This is a genomic window from Stenotrophomonas bentonitica, assembly GCF_013185915.1.
Classification (GTDB): Bacteria; Pseudomonadota; Gammaproteobacteria; order Xanthomonadales; family Xanthomonadaceae; genus Stenotrophomonas; species Stenotrophomonas bentonitica.
Genome location: NZ_JAAZUH010000002.1, coordinates 241828 through 263708, shown reverse-complemented (window position 1 = coordinate 263708; position 21881 = coordinate 241828). Strand labels below are relative to the sequence as shown.

The following is a 21881-nucleotide window of genomic DNA, read 5'->3' as shown; positions in this document are numbered from 1 at the left end:
CCTGCCGCGCGGGCGACAGGCAGGGGGAGATCAATCAGAAGTCGGCACGCAGGCCCAGGCTGATGCGGCGACCCGAGGCTTCGTACATGGTCGGGAACGACGGGTCCATGGTGTAGCCGCTGGTGATCTCGTTGGTGAGATTGATGCCCTTCAGGCTGATCTTGATGTTGTCGGTGATCCGGTAGCCGATCGAGACATCCATCTGGCCATACGCATCGCGCCAGATCGGGTACATGTCATAGCCGATCGACTCCACGTACTCGTCCTTGTGGTTGTAAGACACGCGCGCGTCGAAGCGGTCGTTCTCGTAGTAGGCCGTGAAGTTCCAGGTCTTCTCGGACAGGCCCGGCATCGGGGTGCGGATGCCCAGGTCGGACTCGCCGGCCAGCGAGCTGTCCAGCATGGTGTAGTTGGCATTGATGCCGAACCCTTCCAGCACCGGGGTGAACATGCCCAGCGGCAGCTGCGCGACCAGTTCCACGCCGTCGACCTGGTAGGAGCCCTTGGCGTTGACCGGCTGGTACACGTCGAAGTCGAAGATGCCGTTCAGGGTGCCGTTGGCGTTGTATACCGCCACGTCTTCGACCACGCCGGTGAGCGAGTTGATCACCACGCCGTCGATGTTCTTGCGGAAGTACGACGCGGCAAACAGCGCACCGTTGTCCAGGTACTTCTCAAGGCCGACTTCCCACTGCTTGGCATAGGTCGGCTTCAGCTCCGGGTTGCCGTCGGTGAAGCGGTACGAGCCCCAGCTGGCGGTGCGCTTGTAGGCGATGTCGGTCAGTGCCGGGCGCATCATCACCTTGGACGCCGCAGCGCGCAGCAGCAGGCCCTGCGACAGTTCCGCGGTCATGTTGAAGCTGGGCAGCAGGTCGTCGTAGCTGCCGTCCTTGGAGACCGGGGCGTCGGTGTAGCCGGTGCTCCCGTCCGGGCGCTGGATCGGGTGGTAGCCGAACGAGTTGACCTTGGTGTCCACGTAACGCGCACCGGCATTGATGGTCACCGGCACGTGGCCGATGTCGAACGCGAAGTCGGTCATGGCGTACAGGCTCATCACCTTCTCGTCGACCTGGTAGAACTGGCCGGCGTCGAACGGGGTGTAGAAGCCGTCATAGCGGAACGCGCGGCGTGCGTAGTCGTTGGAGACCTGCTGCCAGTCCAGGTCCTTGATGGTGTAGCCGCCGCCGGGGACGATGTCGCCGATCGACTGCAACGGGCTGTCGGCCATGGTGCGGGTGTTCACCCACGCGCTGCTGCCCGGGCCGGGACCGGTGATCTTCAGCTCACCGTACTGGCGCTGCTTGGAGCGGTCGGTATAGCGCGCGCCGAACTTGATGTCGCGCAGCGCCGGCAGGAAGGCCAGGTCGAGCATGCGGGTCACGTTGACCTGGGTGGCGTACTTGTCGTCGTCCACCTTCTCCAGCGTGGTTTCGTACGCCTCGAACAGGTACTTGTCCGAGGCGTTGTACATGTCGAAGCCACCCGGGGTGCTGGGAACGGTCTCGCCGCTGCGGCCGGTCCAGCGGGTGCGCGACGGCGCATAGGCCACGTGCTTGAGATTGGAGTAGTCCGAGGTCTTCTCCGCGCCCGAGTAACCGGCCATGGCGTCCACGTACCAGTCCTGGCCCTTCCAGTCCATCGCAACGCTGTACTGGCTGTAGTCGGTCTTGTTGATCCGCTCCTTGCTCAGCATCTCGTGCTGGGTGGCGGTGTAGGAGACATCGCGTAGTACCACCATGCCGTACTCGGACAGGGTGGTGGCGTCGTACTCGTGGATGGTGTCCAGGGTGCTGCGACTGGAAGCGGAGTACGCGGCGGCATCGTACTCGTCTTCGGTGGAATCGTAGCCGCCCAGCATCGCGTCGAAGGTCAGGCTGAAGCTGCTGTTCGGCTTGTACTGCAGCGAGGCGGTGGCGCCCCACTTGTCCTGTTCGTTGAGGTACACGCGGTCGCCGACCTTGTCCTGGAAGACGACCAGGTTGGTTTCATCGGTGTCGTTGCGGTTGACGATGTTGACCCCGGCGTCGCGCGCCAGCACCGCCTGCGCCTGGGTGCCGCGGGTGCCGGAGGCACTGAGGAAGCGCGACATCGGGCGGAAATTGATGCCCGAGGTGGAGTCGGTGCGGTTGGTACGCTTGGACTGCGAGTACGACACCAGGCCGCCCCAGTCGCCCCAGGTGTCGGCGGCCAGGAACGCGAAACGCGGATCCACTTCTTCGGAGATGCTGTTGTGCGCGGCTTCGGCCGCCACCACCAGCTTGCGCTCGTTGTAGTCGAACGGACGCGCGGTGCTGATCTTCACCGAGCCGGCAATGCCGCCTTCCTCGTCGGCGGCGGTCGGCGACTTCTGCACCGTCACCTGCTGGATGATCTCGGAAGCGAACATGTCGAACTCGACGTCGCGGCCGCCGCTGCCCGACGCGGTAGCCAGGTCGTTGATCGAGACCAGCGTGTACTCCGACGGCAGGCCGCGCACGTTGACCTTGGTGCCCAGCCCCTTGCTGCGTTCGATGGTTACGCCCGGCACGCGCTGCAGCGCTTCGGCAAGGTTCTGTTCCGGAAAGTCGGCCACGTCGGTGGCGACGATCGAATCGGAAAAGCCGATGTTGGTGCGCTTCAGGTCAACTGCCTGCTCCAGGCTGCGGCTGTAGCTGCCGGTGACCTGGATGGTTTCCAGGTTCTGCGGATTGACGCCTTCGCCCGTGGCGGCGGCCTGCAGCGGTGCGCCTTGGGCGCCTGCCACGGCCATTGGCGTGGCCATCCCCGAGCTCGGCTCGGTGCCCGCGGCGTCCGACTCAATCGTCACCGTGGTGGCGTTGAGGTAGCGGTAGCGCAGCCCGGTACCGGCCAGCAGGCGGCCCAGTGCCGCGTCGGCGGAGAGCCCGGCCGGCACCGCCGGCGTGCGCGGGTTGCCGGCGGTCTGCGTGTTGTAGACGAACTGCAGGCCGGTCTGGCGCGACAGCGCGTTGAGCGCCCGGTCCAGCGGCTGCGAGGCGATGGCCTCGGCGGAAACACGGGTGGGTTCGGCGGCAGCGGTGGTCGCGGTGACCTGCAGGGCAAGGGCGATCGAAAGGAACAGAGTGCGGCGCATCGTGGGATCCAGTGAGGGAATGGCGGTGGCTTTCCCCAACTACGAGGCCGCAGCGCGCGGATCGGGCACCGCTATTTCGATGAATTTTTTTTGACAGCGTCGGTGCCCGGCGTGCGCATGCGCACATCGATGAGGCCGCCCTGCTGCGAGGTCTGCAACGCCGGTTGCTGGTCGAGGAACGCGCGCAGCGAGCCGAGGTCGTCGGCACGCAGGTTGCCGGTGATGCGCAGCGTGCCTGCGTCGTCGCTGACGCGCAGGCGCTGCGTGTTGCGCCGGTTGAAGCGATCAGCCACGTCGCGCAGTGGCTCGTCGCGGAATACCACGCGGCCCTGCCACCAGGCGGTCATGCTGGCCGCGTCTTCGTCGAGGATCCGCACGCGCTGGTCGCGGTAGTCCACCTGCGCCACTTTGCCTGCCCAGAGGTCGGCCAGCAGGCGGCCACGGCCACTGTCGCCGCGCACCTGCACCCGACCCTCGCTGACCGCGATGCGAGCCTGCTCGCGCAGCAGCGAGACGTCGAAGGTGGTGCCGATGTCAGTCACCTTGAGCCCGCCGGCATGCACCGCGAAGGGGCGCCGGCCCGGCGCCACCACGAAGCTGGCCTGGCCGCGCTCCAGTTCCACCCGGCGCGCGAACAGGCTCATGCGTACGGACAGTTCACTGTCGGCATCGAGATGGACCAGGCTGTCGTCGCTCAGCCGGATCTGTTGCGGCTGACCGTGGGCGGCAACGTAGTGGCTGGTACGCGGCCACGCCAGCGGCGTGCCGATGCCGACCGCCAGCACCAGCGCGGCGGCGGCGGCAAGGGCCGGCAAACGGCGCCTGCGACGCTGCGTCGGGGCGGTCGCAGGCGCACCACGTACAGGCAGCTGCACCACGTTGTCGTCGGCGCTGCGCGGCACCGGCGTGGCCAGCAGGACGTCCAGGTCGTCGGGCATCGCGCGCAGCGCCTCACCCAACGCGCCGGCGGTTTCGCTGATGACCAGGTACTCGCGCAGATGTTCGGGCGAGACCAGCAGCCAGTCCAGGAAGGCGCGTTGCTGCGCAGGCGACACATTGCCCTGGCGTTGCAGCGCGTGCCAGTGCGCGGCGGCCTGGGTCAGCGCGGCAGGGTGCAGCGTGGGCCCGCTCATCGCAGTGCCTCCTCATCGCCCATCGCGCGGCGGCATACCGACAGCCCGCGCACCACGTGCTTCTTCACCATGTGCGGGGAGACGCCCATGCGCTCGGCGATCTGCTTGTAGCTCAGCCCGTCGCGGTACTGCATCACCAGCACCGCGCGGGTGTGTTCGGGCAGCGTTCCCAGCAGTGCCTGCAGGCGCTGGCGGCGCTGTTCGCGTTCGGCGGCGTCTTCCACGCATTCCCCGCTGGCCAGGCCCTGGCCCAGCTGTTCGATGTCTTCGATCGGCAAGGTGGCCCAGCGCCTGCGACTGGCCTGCTCACGCGCCAGGTTCAGCGCGACGGTGAACAGATACGCCTCGGGGTTGGCGATCGACTCGCCAGGCCCCGCATGCGCACGCAGCAGACGTAGATACGTCTCCTGCACCAGGTCCTCGGCGTCCTGTCGCGCCCCCCGGCGCACGAAGAACCCCCGAAGCACCGGCGCATGTTGCTCGAACATCCGCGCCAGCCGCCCTCTTGCCTGCTCGGCCACTGTGCCGCCCCGCGCCTGAAGTGCGGCGCAAGGTAAGCGCTCAGTGTTACGGGGTGGTGACGGCCCTGCATCGCAGCACCCGCTTGACAGCGGTGCAGGACCGGGCGCAGAATTGGTTAACGAATTAATTAACTAACCGAATGGACCGCATCTTCGAGGCCCTGGCCTCCCCCGCCCGCCGCCAGATCCTGGCCTACCTCAATGGCGGCGAGTTGAGCGCGGGCGAGCTGGGCGATCGTTTCGAGTTCAGCAAGCCGGCGCTGTCGAGCCACCTGCGCATCCTCGAGGACGCGGGGTTGATCGAACGCGAAAAGCGCGGCCAGTTCGTGTATTTCCGCCAGGTGCCCGCACGACTGGCGAACACCCTGTTCGCGTGGGCCGCCGAGGTGTGCCCCGTGGGCGGACCGCTGCAACGCGAAAGCCGCGCCAAGGCGCGTAACCGCAAGAATTCCGATCCCGCCCAGGACTGAGGAGCCCGCCATGCCCGGAGTGACCCGCACGGACCGTTCATTCCCAAGCATCAGCCTCCCCTCCTTCAGCGGCGGCAGCCCGGTCGAAGTGACCCTCATCACCCAGCTCGGCATTGGCGCCGGCGACCAGCTGGTGCGCGACGCCGGCATCCGCCAGGCGGCGCATCCGCGCTTCGTCGATGCACTGGATGAACCTTCGGCGCGTCTTGGCGGCATGCACGTTGAACACCAGGACCCGTCGTCGCTGTACTCGTTTGCGGTGGGTCCGCACGGCCACCCGTTCCATCGCCATGCCGGTACGCGCATGTTCACCGCCGTGTCTGGCAGTGGCGGCGCGCAGCTGCGTTTTTCCACGGCTTCCGATACCCAGCTGGACCACGACCCAGCAGCCTTCGTGCAGGCGCTTCGCTTCGTGGAGATTCCACCGGACTGCCTGTTTACCGTGCGCTTCGGCAGCGGCACGTGGCACCAGTTCGTATCGCAGCGCGCGCCGCACGCGGCACTGTTCGCCTTGTCCTGCCATGCAAATGACCAGCACGGACCGCTAAGTGATGCGCAACGCGCGCGGGTGGCCGACAACAGCGCCGACCTTCCCAGCCTCACCGACACCCTGCCGCCCGCACTGCAATCGCTGCTCGACCAGACCGACCCGCAGCGCGTGCCGTGCGTGAGTCTTTCGCTGCATGCACCGTCGCGCTCGTGTGCCGGGCGGCTGTGCGCACACAGCCGCGACCACGTGGGCAGGCTGCGTGCGGCGCTTCATCGGCTGCGCCCGATTCGCGGCTATGTCAGCCGTCTTCCGAACGCGTATCCCCTGCACCAGCAGCGTGCCGCGCCGGCCGACTCCCTACTGCAGGCGGCCCTGCCGGAAGGCAGCCATCACCAGGATTACGGTTCGCTGCTGCTGCCCGCGCATGCGGTGCCAGGCCACTCGGCCCGGAAGCTGCTGGAAACGGTGTTGGAAGGATTCATCCTCAACCCACCGGCCAATGTGGGTCGCCTGATGGCGGTGCGTAACGTGCTGGTGGCGCCACTGCGGCTGCGCACCTCACCGTTGGGCTGCCCGGTCTCCTCGCTGTTGTCCGAAGACCGCGGCCAGCTGTTCGCCGGTCGCTTCCCGGTACTGGCGCAGCGGGTGGGCCGCGAAGACCGAAGTGCCGAAGTCCTGCTCGGCGCGGATGACCGGCACCTGCGGTTCCGCTCCTGCGTGCGGGTGGAGCGGCTGGACGACGGCCAGGTGCGTATTTCGCTGGGCACGCGCGTGCGCACCCACAACGCATTCGGCCGCTTTTACATGGCCGCCATCGACCGTACCCACCGCCGCTACATCAGCCCAACGATGCTGCGCATGGCGGTCGCCCATGCCGTGGCGCCGGAACTCAGCCCGAGCCTGCCGCTGCAGTTCGCCGCAGGGTGAACACGGTGATTTCCGACGGCACGCCGATGCGTGCCGCGAAGCCGGGCCACAACCCGGCGCCGTTGCTCACGTATAGGGTCATGCCGTTCACTTCATAACGACCGGAGACATAGCCGCCATTGGCGCGCTTGACCAACTGGTCCATGCCGACGATATGGCCACCGTGCGTATGCCCCGACAGCTGCAGCTTCACGCCCTGCGCGGCATTGGCAGCGGCCTGGTTCGGTCGATGATCCAGCAGGATCACCGACGCGTTCGGATCTGCGCCCGACAGGGCGGCCTTCAGGTCCGGCATCGGCAGGCCGTAACGCGCGGCCACCGGGTCGGTGACACCGGCGATGGTGAGCGACGCGCCGTTGCGGATGACCGGGGTATGGCTGTTTTCCAGCACCGTCATGCCCAGGCCGCGGAAGGCCTGCATCCACTGCGCATACTGGCCGTAGTACTCATGGTTGCCGGTGATGGCGATCACGCCGTCGGGTGCCTGCAGCTGGCCCAGCGAGCGCACGTCATTGGCGCGCGCGCGCACGCTGCCGTCGACCAGGTCGCCGGTGATCACCACCAGGTCCGGCTTCAGTGCGTTGCTTTCAGCAACTACCTTGGTCACCCAGTCACCGGTGAGCAGTCGGCTGGCGTGGATGTCGGTGAGCTGCAGTACCCGGTAACCGTCGAATGCCGCAGGCAACCCGGCGATGGCGACATCGACCTGCCGCACCTGCGGTACGGCCATGCCCTGCTGGACGCCATAGATGCCGAGCGCCAGGGCCAACACACCGGCGGCTGGACGCAGCCAGCTGCGACGCAACGCGTCGGCAACACGCGGCTGGCGCAGCAGGCGCGCAAGCAACAGCAGGATATCCAGCACCAGCAGGAACACGGCGACCAGCAGCAGGGCGGTGAAGCCACTGGCCAGGATGGCGATGGCGACCTTCGGAATTTCGGGTGAGGCCATGGTGCCGGCGAACCGGGCCACGATCCGGTGGTGCAGCGCCAGGGCCAGCACCAGCAGGCCCAGCGGACCACGTACCGAGACCGGCACCCGCAACGGCCAGATCAGCCGCCACACCACATACAACGCAAGCACGACTCCAACAACACTCAGCACAGGCAGTTCCGTCTTCAATGGGGGACGCATGACCGCCATCGGCGATCATGCAGCGCACCATCTTTGCCCAAGTTGATTGCCGCTGCCACCGCAGGCGAGTGGAAAGGTGGGTTCCGGCAGCGGCCTACATGCGTTCGCCGGGCAGCCGCATGGCCTGTTTCACCCAGCGGGTGAACTGGGCGGCATCCAGCGGGACATCCTCAAACACATGCAGGTAGCGGGTGTCCTGGCTTTTGGAGGATTCCGGCGGCATCGGGTCCAGCGACGCGCCGCGGAAGAACGCGACTTTGATGTAGCGCGCGTAGCAATGCATGCTGAGGAACCAACCGTCCTTGCCTTCGGCGGCGTACAGCGGCGAGTTCCACTTGACCGCTTTGTGGACCTTGGGAACCGCCGCCACGACCAGGGCATCGAGTTGGCGGGCTGCTTCCTGCTTCCAGCCGGGCACTGCGGCGATCCAGGCCTGGACCGGGGCGTCGCCCTCGCCTTTGGGAATCTGGGGGTTGCCGCCGGCCAGCAGGCGCGGAGACGCGGGGGTGTTGGAGGTGGCCATGGGTTTCCCTCGGCCGGGCAGAGCCCGGCTCTACCCGGCCTATAGTGCCTGAACGGATGCCGTTGTCAGCGGTCGGCGGGCTTGATCTGGACCGCGATGGCGCCTATAAATGAGCAACCACTCAGCTAAATAGTCCCATGGCCCGCCCGCTCAGCGACGCAAAACGTACCGCCATCCTGGATGCCGCCGCCCGACTGGTGGCTGCGCAGGGCGTGGGTGCGTCGACCGCGCAGATCGCCAAGGCGGCCAAGGTGGCCGAGGGCACGGTGTTCACGTACTTCGAGACCAAGGACGTGCTGCTCAATGCACTGTTCGTACGGCTTGAAGAGCGCCTGGCGCTGGCTGTGAGCGGCAGCTTCCCGTCCGACGCCGAGGTCCGCGAGCAGCTGCTGCATGTGTGGAAGGCGTTGCTGGTCTGGGGCGCGGCGCACCCGGTGGACCGCATGGCGCTGCGCCAGCTAAAGGTGTCCGAGCGGATCACCGACTGCACCCGCACCCATTGCGCCGGCCTGTTCGGCACCACCCTGCAGACCCTGGAAGCGAGCCTGGCCCGGCACGTGGACCCGGAGCGGCTGTCGTTCTATCTGGGCCGGGTACTGATCACCCTGCTGGAAACCACGCTGGAAGCCATGGCGGCCCAGCCGGAACAACGCGATGTCCTGCAGCAGGCCGGGTTCGATCTGTTCTGGAAGGGCATCCAACGTTGATGTTTTCTGTGCTTTTAAGTGAGTGCTTACGCACTCAACTAGCTCCCCTACCCTCTGGAGACGCATGCGCATTCTGTCCTTTCTCGCTGTCGCCTTCGCCCTTGCCGTTCTGATCGGGATGACCCTTAAAGTGCCTATCGCCTCCTACGAAACGTCGCCGCAGCGTGCGGACGACCAGTTCACCAACGTCGTGGCCAAGCCCAGGGAATCATTGGGCGCCACGATCAAGCTGTTCTGGGAATTCTTCTTCAACCGCCCGTCCGGCACGGTGCCGGACGTCGCCACGCCGGTGCATGCGCTCACCGCGCAGGCGCTGGCCGAGGCCCCGGACCGCAGCGTGTACCGGCTCGGCCACTCGACCCTGCTGATCAAACTGCGTGGTGGCTGGTGGCTCACTGACCCGGTGTTCTCGGAGCGAGCCTCGCCGTTCCAGTGGATCGGGCCGAAGCGCTTCCACGCCCCGCCAATCGCGCTCGAAGACCTGCCGCCGATCCGCGGCGTGCTGCTCTCGCACGACCACTACGACCACCTGGATCGCGCCACGGTGAAGTTCCTGGCCAGCCGCGTAGGCGTGTTCCTCACCCCGCTGGGCGTGGGCGACCGCCTGGTCGACTGGGGCGTGCCGCGCGACAAGGTGCGCCAGTTCGACTGGTGGCAGGAAACCGAGGTGGACGGCGTACGCTTCGCGCTTACCCCCACCCAGCATTTCTCCGGCCGCGGGCTGCGCGACAGCAACAAGACGCTGTGGGGCTCGTGGGTGATCATCGACAACGACCTGCGCGTGTTCTTCAGCGGCGACTCCGGCTACTTCGACGGCTTCAAGAAGATCGGTGAGCGCTACGGGCCGTTCGACGTGGCCTTCGTCGAAACCGGTGCCTACGACGTCAAGTGGCCGTACGTGCACATGCAGCCCGAACAGACCGTCCAGGCCCACCAGGACCTGCGCGGCCGGTGGCTGGTGCCGATCCACAACGGCACCTTCGACCTGGCCATGCACCGCTGGGAAGAACCGTTCGTGCGCGTCAGCGCGCTGGCGGCAGCGCGCGGCATCGCCCTGTCCACGCCGGAAATGGGCGAACGCCTGGACCTGGCCGCGCCGCATGCCGGTACGCCATGGTGGCGGGCGATGAAGGCCGAGGCCGAGGCGCGCCGGAACACGCCGATCGCCAGCGCGCAGTAAGCGACGGGACAGAGCCGGATCCGGGCCGCACGGTATCATTGCGCATGCCTGCCGTGTCTTCCCCCGCCGCCTATGCCCTGCCGTTGAGCGAAACCGCACTGCGCGCGTTTCTGGACACCGGCGCGATTCCAGTGACCGCGCTGGAAAGCGCCGGGCTGTTTGCCGCCGCGCTGTGCCAGCAGCGCCCGCATCATCCGGCTGCGCTGACCCGGCTGCTCGATGACGCCTGCGCGCTGTTCGTGGCGCAGCCGGAGGCGGCTGCCGGTCAGTTCCAGACGTTGCGCAGTGCATTGCCTCCCGCTGCAGACGCCTGGCTGCACGGTCTGGCCGCGCAGGGCGTGGTGCTGGGCCCGGACGCAGTGGTGGCGCGCTATGCGCAGGCCTCACCCGACGCCTATCCGGTGGATGCATTCCAGACCGACAGCCAGGTGACACTGGAACCGCACACGCTGCGCTTCGCCACCGAAGCAGCATATGCCGAAGAAGGCCACGTGGCCGACGACAGCCTGCGCGCGCCCGCGTTCGTGGAGCGCACGCATTCCTATACCCAGGAACAGGCGCGTGCGCTGCGCGCGATCATCGCCAACGATGACGAACACATCGACCTGGACGCCTACGCCGGCGCCGGCAAGACCCACCTGATCCTGCAGCTGCTCGACAGCGGCGCGCGCCGCTACACCTACATCGCACCGCGCGCCGGACAGGTGCAGGCGTTCCGGCAGCGGCTCAGCGCGGCACTGCCGGTCCAGGTGATCTCGCAGATCGCATTCGCCAACCATGTAGCCGGTGACGCGTTCCGCCGCGGCCTGCTGCGTACCGCTTGGCGGCCCGTGTTCCAGATCAGCAAGCACGCGCTGCGCGACATCGCCGCACGGATCGAGCTGCAGTCCATCGGCTCGTTCGCGCCTGCCAGCGTGCTGCGTATCGCACTGGAAGGCATTGCCACGTGGTGCCGCTCGACCACGCTGCAGCTGGCGCCGCGCCACTTCGCGCGCGCAGTGCCGTGGACGATGATCGACAGCGCCGCGCTGATGGCGGCCGCCGAGCACGTCTGGCGCAGCATGTTCGACCCGCAGCTGCAGCGCCATGCGCTGCTCAGCGTCAACGTGGACCACATCGGCAAATGGCTGGCGTTGCACCAGGTCAGCGTGCCGGCCAGCTGGGGCACCCTGCTGATCGACGAAGGCCACGATCTGAGCCCGGCGTGGAAAGCCCTGCTTTCCAGCTATGAGGGCGCGGTGATCAGCCTGGGCGATCCCAACCAGCGCCTGGTAGGCCATGCGCCGCGCTTCGCCACCGGCATGACGCTGGAGATCGACCAGTCGGTCCGCCAGGGGCGCCTGGTGGAGCAGCTGGTCAACGACACGCTGGCGCTGGATCCCGGCAACCTTTACGAAGCCCCTTTCGTCGGCTCGGCGGACCAGCCGACGCTGTCCAGCACCTACACCGCGTGGAGCGACGTACCGGTCTCTGGCGCACGCATTTACGGCAGCCCCTGGCGGCTGCTGGAGGAAGCGCAGCGTCTGGCCGCAGCGGGCGCCGCCTTCTCCATCCATCCCGATTCGCTGGCCACGCTCGGCCGCGAGGTCACCCGGGGAGCGGAAGCCTATCGCGAGCTCACCGCACACGGCGGCAGCAGCCAGCGCTGGGAAGACCTGCTGGCCGAATGCGAGGAACAGGACCTGGCGCAGATCCCGCGCATGTTCATGCGGGGCTACAACCGCGAGCGATTCGTGGAGCTTATGGAGCGCCTGCTGCCCTTCCACGACGCAGCGTTGCAGCTGATGCTGGTGGAGCACGCCAAGAACGCCGAGTTCGCCAGCGTGGCGATGTCGCGCTGCTGCTTCCGCACTGGATTCACCCGCCAGTACGCGCACAATCCGGTGCGCGCGGCGTACACCGCGATGACCCGCGGCACCCGCCAGCTGTGGCTGCCGGGCGATGCACTGGAAGAACTGCAACTCAGCATGCAGCGCTACCAGGAGCGCCGCACCGAACAGCGCCGCAGCAAGGCGGCGCCGCCGGGTCGACCGTACAGGGGCGGCTGAGCCGCCCCCTGCGCCTCAGTCCTTCGACGACATCGCGCTCATCTTGGCCAGCGCGTCATCGATGGTGAAACTGCCCGGCTCCTGCACGCGCGGGTACTCGACCAGCGTCTGCGCGAACTGGTCGGCGATCCCGAACGCCCCGAACAGCAGGTAGTCGTGGTACAGGAACCACTCGTAATAGCTGTTGGACGTAATGTCTGCGTACTCGTAAGGGTCGGTGCGCAGGTTGAACAGCTTGGGCAGTCGCAGCGTGGTGAACGGTTCGGCCCAGAGCTGCAGCGTGCCCTGGCAGCGCTGTTCCATGAACACGATTTTCCAGTTGTCATAGCGCATTGCCAGCACGTCGCCGTCGTCGCTGAAGTACATGAAGAGCTTGCGTGGGCTCTCCTTCTCCTTGCCGGTGAGATATCCGAGCAGACTGGTCCCGTCGATGTGGTTGCGGAAGGTCTTGCCGTTGGTGGTGTAGCCGGTCTTCAGCTGTTCCACCACCTGCGGCGCACCGGCCATTTCGAGGAACGTGGGCAGCCAGTCGTGGTGCTGCACGATGCCGTTGGCGATCGCCCCGGGTGCGATCCGACCCGGCCAGCGCGCCAGCAGCGGAATGCGGAACGCGCCTTCCCAGTTGGTGTCCTTTTCGCTGCGGAACGGCGTGGTGCCGGCGTCCGGCCAGGAGTTGCGGTGCGGGCCGTTGTCGGTGGAGTACAGCACCAGGGTGTCTTCAGTGATGCCCAGTTCGTCCAGCAGGTCCAGCATCTCGCCCACGTTGCGGTCATGGTCGATCATGGTGTCGTGGTACGGCGACTGCCAGCGTCCGGCCTGGCCGAGGCTGGACTTCTTGGTATGGGTGAACATGTGCATGTGGGTGGTGTTCAACCAGACGAAGAACGACTGGTCGTCCTCATGCTGGCGCCGGATGAACTTCTGCGCCGCCGCGACGAATTCGTCGTCGCAGGTTTCCATGCGCTTTTTGGTCAGCGGGCCGGTGTCCTTGATCTTCTGCTTGCCTACCTTGCCCCAGCGCGGCTGGTCGGTCGGGTCGTCCTTGTCCTGCGCCCAGCAGTGCAGCACGCCACGCGGACCGTTCTGCTTGCGGAAGTTGGGGAAGTCCTGCTCCGGGAAGTAGTCGTACATTTCCGGCTCTTCCTCGGCATTGAGGTGGTACAGGTTGCCGAAGAATTCATCGAAGCCGTGCACCGTGGGCAGGTACTTGTTCAGGTCGCCCAGGTGGTTCTTGCCGAACTGGCCGGTGGCGTAGCCCTGCTCCTTGAGCAGTTCGGCGATGGTCACGCTCTCGGGCTGCAGTCCTTCCTTGCCGCCGGGGCGACCCACCTTGGACAACCCGGTGCGGTACACGCTCTGGCCGGTGATGAAGGACGAGCGCCCTGCGGTGCAGGACTGCTCGCCGTAGGAGTCGGTGAACATCATGCCTTCGCGCGCGAGACGGTCGATGTTCGGGGTCTGGTAGCCCATCAACCCATGGCTGTAACAGCTCAGGTTGCTGATGCCGATGTCGTCGCCCCAGATCACCAGGATGTTGGGGCGCTTACCGGGCTTTGAAGGCTTCGCGCTGCTGGATGTAGACCGTTTCCTGGTGGCGGGCGACGCCTTGGGTGCCGCCTTCTTTGCACGTGCTGTTGCCATGGAGCTGCTCCTTGCGGATCGACCCTGACAGCATCGCCCGGCAGCACCGCCGGGCCAATGCTGACTTCTACGCAGAGCGCGCCAGTATTTCTACTGTCAGAAACTGTACGTCAGGCGCGCCAGCCCGGTATTGGCATCGAAGCCCTGGCCCACTTCCTTCACGTACTGCAGCGACAGGTTGAGGTGGTTGGAGCCATACAGATCGGCACCTACCGCGAAGCGTCCAATCGTGCCCGGCCCCGCCGTGGTGACATCGAAAGACTGACTCTGCGGCTGGTCGGCAAAGCGCGCAGTGGTGGTCCAGTCGCGGTTGTTGCTGAATTCGGCCGCGGCGCTGGCGAAGGGCCGCAGCGTCATGCCGTTGTTGAAGTGCACGCTGTTGCCGAGCTCGACCCCGACCGCGCCGATCAGCGCGGTGTCTGCGTTGCCTTCCACGGCCAGGCGGAACGGCGAGTTGCCATCTTCGGTGAATGCCTTGTTCTCCACGCGAATGGCATGCCCTTCCACGAACGGGCGCACGAAGCCCTCGCGGCCCACCGGCACGCTGTAGGCCGCACGCAGGTGCGCGCCGGCCTGCCACTGCTTCGGACTGGCTTTGGCTTCATCGTCGAAGCCGCCCACTGATACGTCACGGGTGGAGCGGTACTTGCCCGAAGCTGCGTCCAGCCCGCCGGACAGCTCCATCCTGCCCGCGTCGTACAGCAGCCCCACCCCGCCCAGCACCGCGTCGCCCTTCACCCGCGCGCTGCCGTCAGCGTCGCGCAGGCGGCTGTTCTCGTACGCCAGCGAGCCGGTCAGGGCCAGGTTGGGCGACAGCTGCAGCTGGCCGCCGGCCTGGAACGCCGACGCGTCGACCTTGTAACCCAGCGCGTCGTTGGTTTCCTTCTGCTCCGAGCCATTGGCGATCACCCGGCCCCAGCCGCAGCTGTCGGTGCTCTTGCTGGCCACCGGCGCGCTGGAGCAGCCGCCATACAGGTTCACGGCGAAGTCGCGGCTGCTGTTGACCCGGTATGCACCGAATGCCCCCAGCGCCTTGCCCGACATCGCCGCCAGGCTGCGCTCGTACTCGGCGCCGTCGGCCACGCTGCTCAAGCGGGTGAAGCCGGTATCCATCGCCGCGCCACTGTCGAAGATCGACTGCAGGTTGTTGCCGACCGCGCGCTTGTTGGCGCCCATGCCCGCCGCCTGCGCACTGAACAGGGCGCTCGGGGTGACCCGCAGGTTCTGCCCGTCGGTATCGAAGCGGTAGTCGAACAGATGGTCGTTGTGCACCGCCGCCAGGGTTGGATCCAGCTGCAGGGTGCCGGTGGCGCTGGCCAGCGTCACCGTGTTCCGGCGCATCAGCGTGGGGCGTACCTCGACCGTACCGGCAATGGTGGCGTCGCCGTCCACGGTCAACGGCGTGGCGGCCTTGCCGGAGAAGTCCGCGGCCACGACGATGCGACCGCCGGCGTTGTTGAGCAGGTTGCCCTGCACCGCCAGCGGCGTGGCGCGGATGTCCATCACGCCGTTGTTGGTCACCCCGCACTTGCCCACGGTGACGCTGTCGCCGGCGTTGAAGGTGCCGTTGTTGGTGAAGCAGCCGGTGCCGCCACCATTGGTGAGCAGCACGTCGCCGCCCATGGTGCCGTTGTTAATCACCTGGGTGTCGCCCGCGGTGCTGTACACCGCCACCGCGTTGGCCTGCGAACCGTAGGTGTACAGCGTGCCGTTGTTGGTGACCGTGTTGACCACCGGCGTGCCGTTGCTGCCGTTCTTGCCGGTACCGCCGTGGTCGATGTAGATGCCGGCCGAGCTGCCATTGGGCGAGGTGGCCACCGACTGCTGACCGGCGGTGACCTTGCCGGTGGAGGCGATGGTGATGCTGATCGGCGCATTGGAGGCGCTGTCGCCCATGCTCTGCGCGACGATGCCCGCCGAGCCCGAACCGGTGGCCGATACCGTGCCGTTGATGGTGGCGGTGATCGCCGCGCCGGTGCCGCTGCCGCCCGCGCTGCCCATGTAGATCGCGTTGTCGGTGATCACGCGGCCACCGCCGCCGCCCAGCGACTGCAGCAGCATCGCCGGTGCATTGCTGCCGGTGGTGCTGATCGATGCGCCGGCATCCACGGTGGCCGTGATCACCCCGCCATTGCCCGAGGCGTTGCGACTGCCACTGAAGTACTGCGGTGCAGCCGCCAGGCTGGTCTGGCCGGCAATGCCACCGGCCAGGCCGCCGCCCCCGCCGATCGACTGTGCCAGCACGCCCACCGCGTTGGCGCCGGCGGTGCTGATCGCATCGCCCACCGTCACCGACAGGCCGCTGTTGCCGGCTGTCGGGCTGTTCACGCCGTCATTGTTGACGCTGCCGGTGGTCTTGCCGGAGCCGAAGAAATCGGCCACGGTGCTGCCGCTGACGGTGCCGCCCAACTGCAGGCCACCGCCGCCGCTGATCGACTGGGCCAGGATGCCGTGGCTGTTGTCGCCCTTGGTGGTGATTGATCCTCCCGTTGCGGTGGTGACGTTGACCAGGCCGCTGCCACCGGAGGCTTCGCCACCACTGCCGCCGAACTTGAACATGACGTCGTAGTCGCCACCCTTCGCACTGGCGCTGCCACCTGCGCCTTCCAGGTCGCTGGCCAGGGTCTTGGCGATGCCGCCACCGCCGGTGATGGACTGCGCGATGATGCCGCTGGAATCGTGCGCCGCGGTGGAGATCGCACCGCTGCTGGTCACCTTGGCCTGCCCGGAGTCGTAGCTGGCGCCGCCATTGCCGCCGACCGACAGCGAGATCGATTTGAACGCGCCATCGTTGGCGTCGTCGTCCCCGGAGTTCCTGCTGCTGGCCTTCACCGACGACGCCGAGACACCGCCGACGCCACCGCCGCCGGCAATCGATTCGGCCACGATGCCCGCCGCCAGCGCGCCCTTGGTGTAGATCGCACCGGTGTTGTTGACGATCACCTGGCCACCGTAGCCACCTCCGGCGCCCGAGCCACCCACGGACAGGTTGCCGCTGTAGTCGTTGGTCGAGGCGGTGCTGGCCGCGCCGCCCTTGCCGCCACCGCCGCCGACGGCCTGGGCCAGGATCGCGTCGGCGTGGTTGCCCAGCGTGGCGATCCCGCCGTCGTTGGTCACCGTGACCAGGCCCGCCGTACCGCCGCTGCCGCCGGAGGCGCCCAGCGCCACCGAGAGCTGGATGCTGGTGGACTCGTTGTCGTCGTCGGTGTCGCCTTTCGACTCGGCGGCATCGTTGAGGTCGTCGTCCAGGTCGCCGTCACTCACGGCTGCCAACCGCGCACGCGCTGCCACCTGTGAAGTGCTGTCGGCGAGCAGGCTGTTGGTAAACGTGACTGCGTTGTTGAGGCCCAGATAGTCGTTGAGCGCCGCCGTGCCATTGGCATCGTAGGCGGCGGTGAGCGTGCTGGTCGCGGTGCCCGCGTTGCTGCCCTTGTTGCCACCGGCGCCGTCGGACTTCTTGCTGGCGATGTTGGAGCCGGCCTTTCCGCCGACACCACCACCGCCGCCGATCGACTGCGCCACGATGCCGTTGGCGTCTGCGCCGAAGGTCACCACCGTAGAAGTGGCGTCGTTGTGCACCGACACGCCGTCGATCTCATTGCCGTTGCCATCGGTGTGATACGTGTTGCCGCCCTTGCCGCCGTTCGCGCCCATGGTCACGGTGGCCACGTACTCGCCCTTGGCCGAGCCGGCTGCACCGCCGCCCGCACCACCGCCACCGCCGATCGACTGCGCGCCGATGCCGAACGCGCCGTCGCCCAGGGTGATGATGGACCCGTTGATGTTGTTGGCGGTGGCCGCATAACCATCGCCGCCCGAACCGCCGGTGCCACCCATGGTCAACGTGGTGGAGATCTTGGTCTCACCGCCGGTCGCCGAGGCCTGGCCATCGCCGGTGCCACCGGCACCACCGCCACCGCCGACCGACTGCACCAGCAGGCCCGCTGCCGATTCGCCGGTGGTCAGCACCACGCCGCTGTTGGTACCCGTCGCCGCACCGCCGTCACCGGCGGTGCCGCCCTTGCCACCCAGCGCCATCGAAGCACTGATGTCGAACTCGCCACCGGTGGCGGTCGAGGCCGACGACGAGTCGCCACCGGCACCGCCGCCGCCGCCGATCGACTGCGCGAGCATGCCCACCGCGCCCTGGCCACCGGTGGTGACCAGGCCGGTGTTGGTGGCGGTGAGCAGGCCGCCACTGCCGGCCTGGCCACCGGAACCTCCAAGCGAGGCGCTCAGCGAAATGCTGACGTCTTCGGCGGCATACACCTTCGACTTCGCCGTGGACGCGCCACCGGCGCCGCCACCGCCGCCGATGGACTGGGCCAGGATGCCATAGCTATCCGAACCGTCGGTGCCGATGCGCCCGTCGTTCTGCGCCAGGGTGCCGCTGCAGCCACTGCCGCAGGCATTGCCACCCGCGCCACCGCTGCCGCCCACCGCCATCGAAGCGCCGAAGCCCGCCGAAGTGGACTTGCTGTAGGCCGAACCGCCCTGGCCGCCACCGCCACCAATCGACTGCGACAGCAGACCCGGCGCGTGCACGCCGTGGGTCAGCACGGTGCTGCCGGCCTGGCTGGTCAGCGACGCACTGTAGCCGTCGCCACCGCCACCGGCCGAACCGCCGATCACGTACTGCAGGCCAACACTGTCGCCGCTGGCGTCGCCGCCCTTGCCGCCACCGCCGCCGATGGACTGCACCGCCAGGCCGTCCGAACCGAACCCGAAGGTTTCCACGTTCGACTGCAGCGCAACGGTGGCGCTGTTGCCGTTCACGCCGTTGGCGCCTTCGCCGCCCACGGCGAAGATTCCTTTGGAAACGCCACCGGAACCACCGCCGCCACCGATCGACTGCGCCAGCACGCCCGGTGACCCTTCAAAGTCGGTCGGGTCGACATACGAGCCGGTGCGTGCCAGCAGGCCGCTACCGGTCACCGACACCGTGCCTGCGGTACCGCCATCGGAACCGGAACCGCCGTTGGGCCCGATCACGAACTGCGAGGGCGTACCGCCGTCGCCGCCGTTGCCGCCCAGCGACTGCACCAGCACCGCAGGCGCGTAGGTGCCGTTGGCGGCGATGGCGCCGCCACTGCCGGCGCTACCATCGATGATGAGGCTGGCATTGCCGCCATTGCCACCAGCGCCCGCATTGCCGCCGGAGCCGCCGGAACTGTTGCCCTGGCCGCCGGCGCCGCCCTGCGACAGCACATGCAACGCCGCGTCGTTGTCGCCGGTTTCCACCATGATCACGTTCGACGCCACGGTCACGCCAACGTTGCCGCCGTTGCCGGCCAGGCCACCGTCGCCGCCCTGCGAACCGTCCACATCCTCCGCGGAACCGCCGTTGCCGCCATTGCCACCCACGCTCTGGACCATCACGCCGGCGGTGCCCACGAAGCCGTTGTTGGCGTTGTTGCTGGTGTTGGTGAAGCTCGCGGTGACCGTGCCACCGTTGCCACCAATGCCGTCAGTCGCGTCCGCGCCCTGGGAATTCAGCCCGGTGCCGTAATCGCGGCCCCGGCCGCCTGCGCCGCCCTGGCTCGACACCAGCACGCTGCGGAAATTCGAATGGGTATAGCCGTCGAGGGTCGCGTTGATGCTGCCGCCCACGCCGCCCACGCCGGAGTTGCCGTCTTCACCGCTCATGTTGCCCTTGCCGGCCGCGCCGCCTTCACCGCCCAGCGAGATCAGGGTGATGCCGCTGATGCCGTTGACGGTGTCCTGCGACAGCGAGGTCACCTGAGGTCCCACCGAGACGGTCAACGCGCCACCGCTGTTGCCCAGGCCGCCGTTGCCGCCGACCTTGTCGAACCCGCCTGCGGTGGCATCCGAGCCCTGCGCACCGGCGCCACCGATGCTCACCGAATTGATCGGCGAAGAGGCGAGCAGCAACTGGTTCTTGCTGTTGTAGGCGGAGTAGTCGTACAGCGTGGGGTTCAAGCCCACCACCAGGTTGATGTCCGCCGCCGGGCCACCGGGTCCGCCGGTGTACCCGTTCTTGTCGTCGAAGATCGGGTCCGAGCCGGAACTTCCCGCCGGCGAACCGGCGCTGCCGTTGGAATTGAGATAGCACGAGATGTGGCCGTTGACGCTGTACAGCTGGCAACCGTCGGCCAGCGCGACGCCTGGCGCGGCAAAGGTCGCAAGGCCGGTGGCGGCGAGCGCATTCATCAAGGCCAGTGACAGCGCGCGACGGTTGGGGCGGGCAATGCGGTGCGGATTCATGACAGGGCTCCAGGAGGGTGAGCAGAGCCTAGGCATTGCCGTGAGGCACCTCTTGACCTGGATCATGTCCGGGCCTGTTAGCATCGAAGGCGCTCGCAGGTTGACCGACTCCATCCATGAGGAACCGAACGATGCGCAACGGTGCTGCCCTGTTGGTTGAAGCGCTCGAGAACGAGGGCGTGGACCGTATTTTCGGCGTGCCCGGGGAGGAAAACCTCGACTTCCTGGAAGCGCTGCGGACCTCGAAGATCGAACTGGTGCTGACCCGGCATGAGCAGGCTGCCGCGTTCATGGCCGCCACGCATGGGCGACTGACCGGCCGCCCCGGCGTCTGCCTCGCGACGCTGGGCCCGGGCGCGCTGAACTTCTCCACCGGTGCAGCGTATGCCCATCTCGGCGCCATGCCGATGATCCTCATCACCGGACAGAAGGCGGTGATGAGTGCGAGGCAGGCCCGCTTCCAGATTGTCGACATCGTCGCGTCGATGAAACCGCTTACCAAGATGACGCGCCAGATCGTCAGCCCCGCATCGATTCCGTCCATCGTCAGGGATGCGTTCCGTGTGGCGATGGAAGAGCGGCCCGGCCCGGTGCACCTGGAACTTCCCGAAGACATCGCTGGTGAGGAGGTCGACGCGGTCTCCCCCATTGCCGTGCATCCACTGGAGCGCCCGCTCGCCCATCCCGCTGCGCTCGAGCGCGCGGCTGCGGCGATCCTGGCCGCCAAGCGTCCGCTGGTGATGATCGGCGCGGCGTGCAGCCGCCCGTACCTGGCCGACGCGTTGTCGAGCTTCGTGACGCGTACGCGCCTGCCCTTCTTCAATACGCAGATGGGCAAGGGCGCCGTCACCGGTGGCTCCAATCTGTACATGGGCACCGCTGCGCTTTCCGAGGGCGACTATGTGCACGAAGCCGTGGCACGCGCGGATCTGATCGTCGCCATCGGCCACGACACCATCGAGAAGCCGCCGTTCCTCATGAAGGACGCTGGTGGACCCAAGGTCATCCATCTGGGCTTCCAGTCGGCCACCGTCGAGCAGGTGTACCACCCCGACATCGAAGTGATCGGCGACATCGGTGGCTCGGTGCAGGCGCTGGCCGAGAAGCTGGAAGGCAGGCTGTCGCCCGACGACGGCATGGCCACGCTGCGCCAGAAGATCCTGGCCCACCTCAACGACCGTGCGGAGGAAGACCGTTTCCCGGTCACCCCGCAGCGGCTGGTCCACGACGTGCGCGCGGTGATGCCCGACGACGGCATCGTCTGCCTCGACAACGGCATGTACAAGATCTGGTTCGCGCGCAACTACCGCACCCACGTGGCCAACACGCTGCTGCTGGACAACGCCCTGGCCACCATGGGCGCCGGCCTGCCCTCGGCGATGATGGCGGCCATGCTGTACCCGCAGCGCCGGGTCATGGCGGTCTGCGGCGATGGTGGCTTCATGATGAACTCGCAGGAGCTGGAAACCGCCGTGCGGCTGCGGCTGAACCTGGTGGTGGTGATCCTCAACGACAGCGCTTACGGCATGATCCGCTGGAAGCAGGCGGTGGACGGGTTCGAGGACTTTGGCATGCGCTTCGGCAATCCCGATTTCGTGCGCTATGCCGAGGCCTATGGTGCAAAGGGGTCGCGGGTGGGTTCTGCCGAATCGCTGGTGCCCACGATTGAAGCGGCCTTTGCTGGCGGCGGCGTGCATCTGGTCGATGTACCCATCGATTATTCCGAAAACACACGCGTTCTGGTCGACGAGCTGCGCAACCGCACCCCCGACGTGGAATGCCGCTGAGCA

13 protein-coding genes are annotated in these 21881 nt (G+C 67.3%); 6 read left to right on the top strand and 7 right to left on the bottom strand.

The window, feature by feature from the left end:
- Window positions 1-34 precede the first annotated feature (34 nt).
- The 3 genes from HGB51_RS12280 to HGB51_RS12270 form a co-directional block, all read right to left on the bottom strand.
- A complete protein-coding gene (locus HGB51_RS12280) occupies window positions 35-3091 on the bottom strand; it encodes a TonB-dependent receptor (protein ID WP_070206811.1) in 3057 nt (1018 codons plus the stop codon).
- Between the two features lie 71 nt (window positions 3092-3162).
- Window positions 3163-4224 carry a FecR family protein gene (locus tag HGB51_RS12275; protein WP_070206810.1) on the bottom strand — a complete coding sequence of 354 codons (1062 nt, stop codon included), beginning with the start codon at window positions 4222-4224 and terminating at the stop codon, window positions 3163-3165.
- Window positions 4221-4712, bottom strand: coding sequence for an RNA polymerase sigma factor (locus HGB51_RS12270; RefSeq protein WP_070206809.1), 492 nt, complete (start codon window positions 4710-4712; stop codon window positions 4221-4223). The genes HGB51_RS12275 and HGB51_RS12270 overlap by 4 nt, the downstream gene beginning before the upstream one ends.
- 173 nt (window positions 4713-4885) lie before the next feature.
- On the opposite strand from HGB51_RS12270, the gene HGB51_RS12265 reads away from it, so the two are divergent.
- Window positions 4886-5215 carry a metalloregulator ArsR/SmtB family transcription factor gene (locus tag HGB51_RS12265; RefSeq protein WP_070206808.1) on the top strand — a complete coding sequence of 110 codons (330 nt, stop codon included), beginning with the start codon at window positions 4886-4888 and terminating at the stop codon, window positions 5213-5215.
- A gap of 10 nt (window positions 5216-5225) precedes the next feature.
- The gene (locus HGB51_RS12260; protein ID WP_070206807.1) at window positions 5226-6632 is read left to right on the top strand and encodes a DUF2867 domain-containing protein; all 1407 of its coding nucleotides are present in this window, start codon (window positions 5226-5228) and stop codon (window positions 6630-6632) included.
- Here the strand turns inward: HGB51_RS12260 and HGB51_RS12255 are convergent.
- Both HGB51_RS12255 and HGB51_RS12250 read right to left on the bottom strand, forming a co-directional pair.
- Window positions 6595-7767 carry a metallophosphoesterase gene (locus HGB51_RS12255; protein WP_070206846.1) on the bottom strand — a complete coding sequence of 391 codons (1173 nt, stop codon included), beginning with the start codon at window positions 7765-7767 and terminating at the stop codon, window positions 6595-6597. The two genes, HGB51_RS12260 and HGB51_RS12255, sit on opposite strands and share 38 nt — an antisense overlap.
- Window positions 7768-7861: 94 nt before the next feature.
- Window positions 7862-8290: a DUF1801 domain-containing protein gene (locus HGB51_RS12250; RefSeq protein ID WP_070206806.1), complete on the bottom strand. Its 429-nt coding sequence runs from the start codon at window positions 8288-8290 to the stop codon at window positions 7862-7864.
- 137 nt (window positions 8291-8427) lie between these two features.
- Here HGB51_RS12250 and HGB51_RS12245 point away from each other — a divergent pair, with 137 nt between their 5' ends.
- The 3 genes from HGB51_RS12245 to HGB51_RS12235 all read left to right on the top strand — a co-directional run bounded on the left by HGB51_RS12245 (window position 8428) and on the right by HGB51_RS12235 (window position 12225).
- Window positions 8428-8997: a TetR/AcrR family transcriptional regulator gene (locus tag HGB51_RS12245; protein ID WP_070206805.1), complete on the top strand. Its 570-nt coding sequence runs from the start codon at window positions 8428-8430 to the stop codon at window positions 8995-8997.
- A 64-nt stretch (window positions 8998-9061) separates the two neighbouring features.
- Window positions 9062-10177 (top strand): MBL fold metallo-hydrolase, encoded by a 1116-nt coding sequence (locus HGB51_RS12240; RefSeq protein ID WP_084738846.1) that lies wholly within the window; start codon window positions 9062-9064, stop codon window positions 10175-10177.
- A 53-nt stretch (window positions 10178-10230) separates the two neighbouring features.
- Window positions 10231-12225, top strand: coding sequence for a hypothetical protein (locus HGB51_RS12235; RefSeq protein WP_141739045.1), 1995 nt, complete (start codon window positions 10231-10233; stop codon window positions 12223-12225).
- A gap of 15 nt (window positions 12226-12240) precedes the next feature.
- Here HGB51_RS12235 and HGB51_RS12230 read toward each other — a convergent pair whose 3' ends face one another.
- Together HGB51_RS12230 and HGB51_RS12225 are read right to left on the bottom strand one after the other, a co-directional pair.
- The gene (locus HGB51_RS12230; protein ID WP_084738845.1) at window positions 12241-13866 is read right to left on the bottom strand and encodes an arylsulfatase; all 1626 of its coding nucleotides are present in this window, start codon (window positions 13864-13866) and stop codon (window positions 12241-12243) included.
- A gap of 96 nt (window positions 13867-13962) precedes the next feature.
- A complete protein-coding gene (locus HGB51_RS12225) occupies window positions 13963-20091 on the bottom strand; it encodes an autotransporter outer membrane beta-barrel domain-containing protein (protein ID WP_171966843.1) in 6129 nt (2042 codons plus the stop codon).
- A 131-nt stretch (window positions 20092-20222) separates the two neighbouring features.
- On the opposite strand from HGB51_RS12225, the gene HGB51_RS12220 reads away from it, so the two are divergent.
- Window positions 20223-21878: an acetolactate synthase large subunit gene (locus HGB51_RS12220; protein ID WP_070208941.1), complete on the top strand. Its 1656-nt coding sequence runs from the start codon at window positions 20223-20225 to the stop codon at window positions 21876-21878.
- The last annotated feature ends 3 nt before the right edge of the window (window positions 21879-21881 follow it).